This window comes from Microcoleus sp. S36b_A4, assembly GCF_036700645.1.
Classification (GTDB): domain Bacteria; phylum Cyanobacteriota; class Cyanobacteriia; order Cyanobacteriales; family Microcoleaceae; genus Microcoleus.
Map to the genome: position 1 here is coordinate 1 of NZ_JAUBPI010000185.1, position 3,818 is coordinate 3,818.

The window sequence follows — 3,818 nt, forward strand, 5'->3', positions numbered from 1 at the left end:
TTAGCAGGCATTCACTTTGTCTGAATATCATTATGTTATATTATACCACTATGCGTTTTAAATGCACAACAGCTTATACTGATAAGTATCCACCTGTTCAATCTCGTCCTTTAGTTGATGATTAAGAGATGAAAAAAAAAATCTGTTCGCTTGAAAACGTGGGCCGGGGGGGGAGCCGGCTTATGGCCCGCCCTCCCGGCCGCGCCGGTGAAGATTTAGGGCGCCGCAGGCCAACCGGGGTGAGTGATACCCGGTATAACTCATAAAAAAACATGAAATGTGATAATATGTCTGATTTAGTTTTATATTTTGTATGAAGAGACAATATTTTATCCGTGTCTTGTTTCAACGGATTGCGCGGCTAAAGCGCGAACGCGATTTTTACCGTTATCAAGCTCGGTGCTTGGCTTGTGCTCTGAAGTTTTACCAGCGCCGCTACTAGCTTCTACTGTAGAGCTTGTTGTAGGGACAGTTATGATGATGGGTTTGACGTTTAAAAATTAATCCAGCGTTTATTGGCTTTGTTCTGGCAGCCCGATCGCGTTTCTGAATGCGTTAGCTGTTATCTGAACTCTCCAAGCTGCTTCTCGCCCGATTTTGAAGGTTGTTTTGGTAAAAACAAAAGTTCCTCGTTGAAACTGATTTTTGTTAGGTTTTGCCCCTGTCAGCTCCTTGATTTTAGAACTGGGTAGCAGGATTATGTGATTGGCGGCATATTCCAGTGCTTTGTAGTTTGCTAGCGGGTCTTGTTTGGCGGCAAAGTGGCGGGCGATCGCCTCAACTAATTGCAGTGTTTCGTTAAAGTTGTCCAGTTGTCTAGTTGACTTGTCTAGTTGTCCAGTGGAATTGTCTAGTTGTCCACTAGACAAAGATTCTACATCCCTTGGAAATTCCCAGATTTTGGCTCCTGGGTTGCTTTTGAGAAACTTGTCCAGTTTGTCCAGTTCGTCTAGTGCATCGCTGGATATTTCTCCCCGACTGACTGGAGTTATTTGCAGCGCCTTCATGCGATCGTACACAGATTGCTTGCTGGCGAGGCTGTAGCGAGTTTGCAGTTCTGAGATTTTCATTGGTTGATAATTTCTAAGATTTTACTAATTGGTTCCCCGCGCCTTAAAGCTTTGCGGACTGCTGGGCATTTGCTTCCCGGACAGTATTTGGCGCGTTGCCGCTTCCTTTCCATCCAGCGGTAACTGTAGTAAGGGCCGGTGCATCCAATTTCAGGGCAGTTGATGGAATGTTGCTTGCCGTTAACTCGGATTTTGTAGTGACTTTCAAGCCAGCCGTTGCCGCTGTATCCTTCATCTGAGTTGTAGTAATTTTTGGTCGCTGCAACTTCCCCTACAACAGGCTCTGCTATTGATTCCGCTGCGGGGGAAATTTCCCCTACAACAGGCTCGACAGTTAACTTGACTTCTTCTGGATATAAAAAATCCCACTGATTAATGTGGGGATTCCAGAACTTGAGACTGCCGTTGATGGGGTGTACTTGGTTGATTCGGAAAACTTCGCCGCGTTTAACCCATGCTGCGACTGCCGGTTTCCTTCGCAGTTTTACGTAGTCGCCGGCTTTGTACACGCTTCCGGTTGCGGTGCTTGTGTCAAAGAGTGGAAGCTGGCTACTGTTCATGTCTTATTGCGCGATTGTGTTCTATATTCCATCCCATTTCTAGCGATTTGTATACTTCTGAATTTTTGTCGAATAATTCTTGAATCCTTTTACCTGCCTTGATTGCAACTTTATTTAATTCCTTATTTACTTTGTCTAATTCACTATCATCAATCCAGGTTAATTGGATTCGTGTAGCTAATTGAATTTGCTTAATTATTGCGATTGCCGTGAATGGGTGGATATAGATTTCTGCTAAATCTGCTTCTCCAAGTTCTTTCATTTCAATAGCATATTGTTCTAGGTCGATTTCGTTGTTCATGGTATTTGCAGTAAGTAAATAAGTGATTAAGGAAAAGCTGCCGTTGTCCCATCCAGTAGCTTGCTTCTCATGTTTGTCCCGATGGTGCGGGAGTTGGAGTTGGTTTTTTTGATAAGGGGTATGAGTTAGGTTTGATGGTTGGGTTGTGGAATTTGGCTTGTTTTTGTTGGTAAGTAATCGTCTGGCAGTCCTTCGACATCCAATCCTATTGAGTGACAAAACTGTTTAAGGCTAATGTTTAAGATTTTGCAGATGGTTATTGCTGTGTCTACTCTGGGGATTGTTTTTCTTTTTTCGATGGAATAAAGTGTATCTTCTGATACTTTTCCTAGTTTGCTTAGTTCTCGACGGCTGAGACCTCTATAGTCTCTGATTTCTATGAGGCTCATTTCGTAAAAGTCTTTTACTTCATTCATAATGATAATGGCAATTTCGTAATTTAGTCTTGACTTTTGTTAAAAGTCGTAATAAAATACGAATAAATAGACGGCACAAGGCTTTCGCTGAGTTAAGCTTTTGGGTTGCGATAATTCTGCGAATGTCTTCAATTTAGTCTGCCATGACTGCATTCAGATACCCCTGTAAATCTCTTTGGGCTTGTGTTAGAAGGCTCAAGCCCTTCCCTCAAATCATGTATACCTACACTGCTGTACAGCTTGAATCAAAGATCTTTGGCGAACTCAAGTCGATCGCCCGCGAGCTCAATGTTGTTCCGTCAGGCGATCGGCGGTGTCGTCAAGCTTGGATTGATGCCATTGTTGGCGTCCCGCTTCCGCTCCTGGCGTTGATTGAAACTTCCCCCGGTGTCGAAACTGATTTAGTCTCCGAGGCGATCGCACCAGCCGTCAAAACTCCCCCCGGTGTTGCTCTTTCTTCTAGATTTCTGGCTCGCTACTTCCCCCCTCAGCCTGAAATCCACTATCAAGCTGATGCCGACGGGCAACTGACTTTGCTTGATTTCGAGGTGGTTGTGACTGATGAACCGCCAGACCCTGATGATTTTGATTGCCTCGATGACTTTCGTCAGGCGATGGCTGCTTGGGATGCCCAAAATCTTGAGCCTTTGGAAGTTTCTCTAGACTCTATGGTTTACTGGGCTCCTTGCCCTGAAGAGTGGTATTGGCCGCTAGCTGAAGATGTCAAGCGCTGTCCTTGCGGTGCTGTCCTTGCGATTCTCTGTGATGGCAGCACTGTTACTCACATTGCCCCCGATCTCATTGTTTTTATACTTTGTTATAAGCAGCGTTTGGCAGACGGTGTTGGTGGCGCTCGATCGCCTCCAGGGGGTGATGCTGTATTTTGATTTTCGTTTCCATCTAGCTTGCTATCTTGCTCCTTTGTGCGATCGCTTTTTGGAGGATAAAGGGCGATCGCTTCTTTCCTACTCATTACCTAAAAATCAAAACCATGACTTATTTAAAAATTTCGATACCCGTTTACAAAAAGGACAAATGGGAACGACTCGAAAAAGACGGAAAATTAGAAGTTAGCAGCGAAGTAGATAGTATTTCAGATGGTTATCAAATCTTGAAAGACCAGCTTGATGATTTGCTTGCTGAACTTGATGCCCAGAATCGCCTCGCTGAAGATGCCCAACAATTAGAAGCTGAAATCAAGCAAAAATCTTACACTCTAAAAACTCTCACCAAAGACATTGAGCGAGCAACCGCACATTATCAAAGTTTGAAGCTTTTTTTAGAGAGGCTTGGCATCGATCCTGCAGCGCACCAACTTGCATTTGATAAACGCTTTTTATTGCAAGATGCCTCGCTGTCTGAGGTGGAAATTGTGCCATCTGAGCCAACATATCCCAGGGCTATTTCATTCTAGTGTAAGGCCTGATAGAATAACAGATTAATCTCACTGAGGGTTCAGGTCAAAATGTCC

Annotated in this window: 6 protein-coding genes; 2 read left to right on the top strand and 4 right to left on the bottom strand. The window is 44.1% G+C overall.

What is annotated here, in order from left to right:
- Positions 1–512 precede the first annotated feature (512 nt).
- The 4 genes from QUA03_RS28465 to QUA03_RS28480 all read right to left on the bottom strand — a co-directional run bounded on the left by QUA03_RS28465 (position 513) and on the right by QUA03_RS28480 (position 2,347).
- A complete protein-coding gene (locus QUA03_RS28465; RefSeq protein WP_333217021.1) occupies positions 513–1,070 on the bottom strand; it encodes a hypothetical protein in 558 nt (185 codons plus the stop codon).
- Positions 1,067–1,630 carry a hypothetical protein gene (locus QUA03_RS28470; RefSeq protein ID WP_333217023.1) on the bottom strand — a complete coding sequence of 188 codons (564 nt, stop codon included), beginning with the start codon at positions 1,628–1,630 and terminating at the stop codon, positions 1,067–1,069. The genes QUA03_RS28465 and QUA03_RS28470 overlap by 4 nt, the downstream gene beginning before the upstream one ends.
- The gene (locus QUA03_RS28475) at positions 1,620–1,931 is read right to left on the bottom strand and encodes a hypothetical protein (RefSeq protein WP_333217025.1); all 312 of its coding nucleotides are present in this window, start codon (positions 1,929–1,931) and stop codon (positions 1,620–1,622) included. Before QUA03_RS28475 ends, QUA03_RS28470 begins: the two co-directional genes overlap by 11 nt.
- Before the next feature lie 125 nt (positions 1,932–2,056).
- On the bottom strand, positions 2,057–2,347 hold the full coding sequence (locus tag QUA03_RS28480; RefSeq protein WP_333217027.1) for a helix-turn-helix transcriptional regulator: 291 nt from the start codon (positions 2,345–2,347) through the stop codon (positions 2,057–2,059).
- A gap of 215 nt (positions 2,348–2,562) precedes the next feature.
- On the opposite strand from QUA03_RS28480, the gene QUA03_RS28485 reads away from it, so the two are divergent.
- Together QUA03_RS28485 and QUA03_RS28490 are read left to right on the top strand one after the other, a co-directional pair.
- Positions 2,563–3,234, top strand: a complete 672-nt coding sequence (locus QUA03_RS28485; RefSeq protein ID WP_333217029.1) for a hypothetical protein — start codon at positions 2,563–2,565, stop codon at positions 3,232–3,234.
- A 104-nt stretch (positions 3,235–3,338) separates the two neighbouring features.
- The gene (locus QUA03_RS28490; protein ID WP_333217031.1) at positions 3,339–3,761 is read left to right on the top strand and encodes a hypothetical protein; all 423 of its coding nucleotides are present in this window, start codon (positions 3,339–3,341) and stop codon (positions 3,759–3,761) included.
- Positions 3,762–3,818 lie beyond the last annotated feature (57 nt).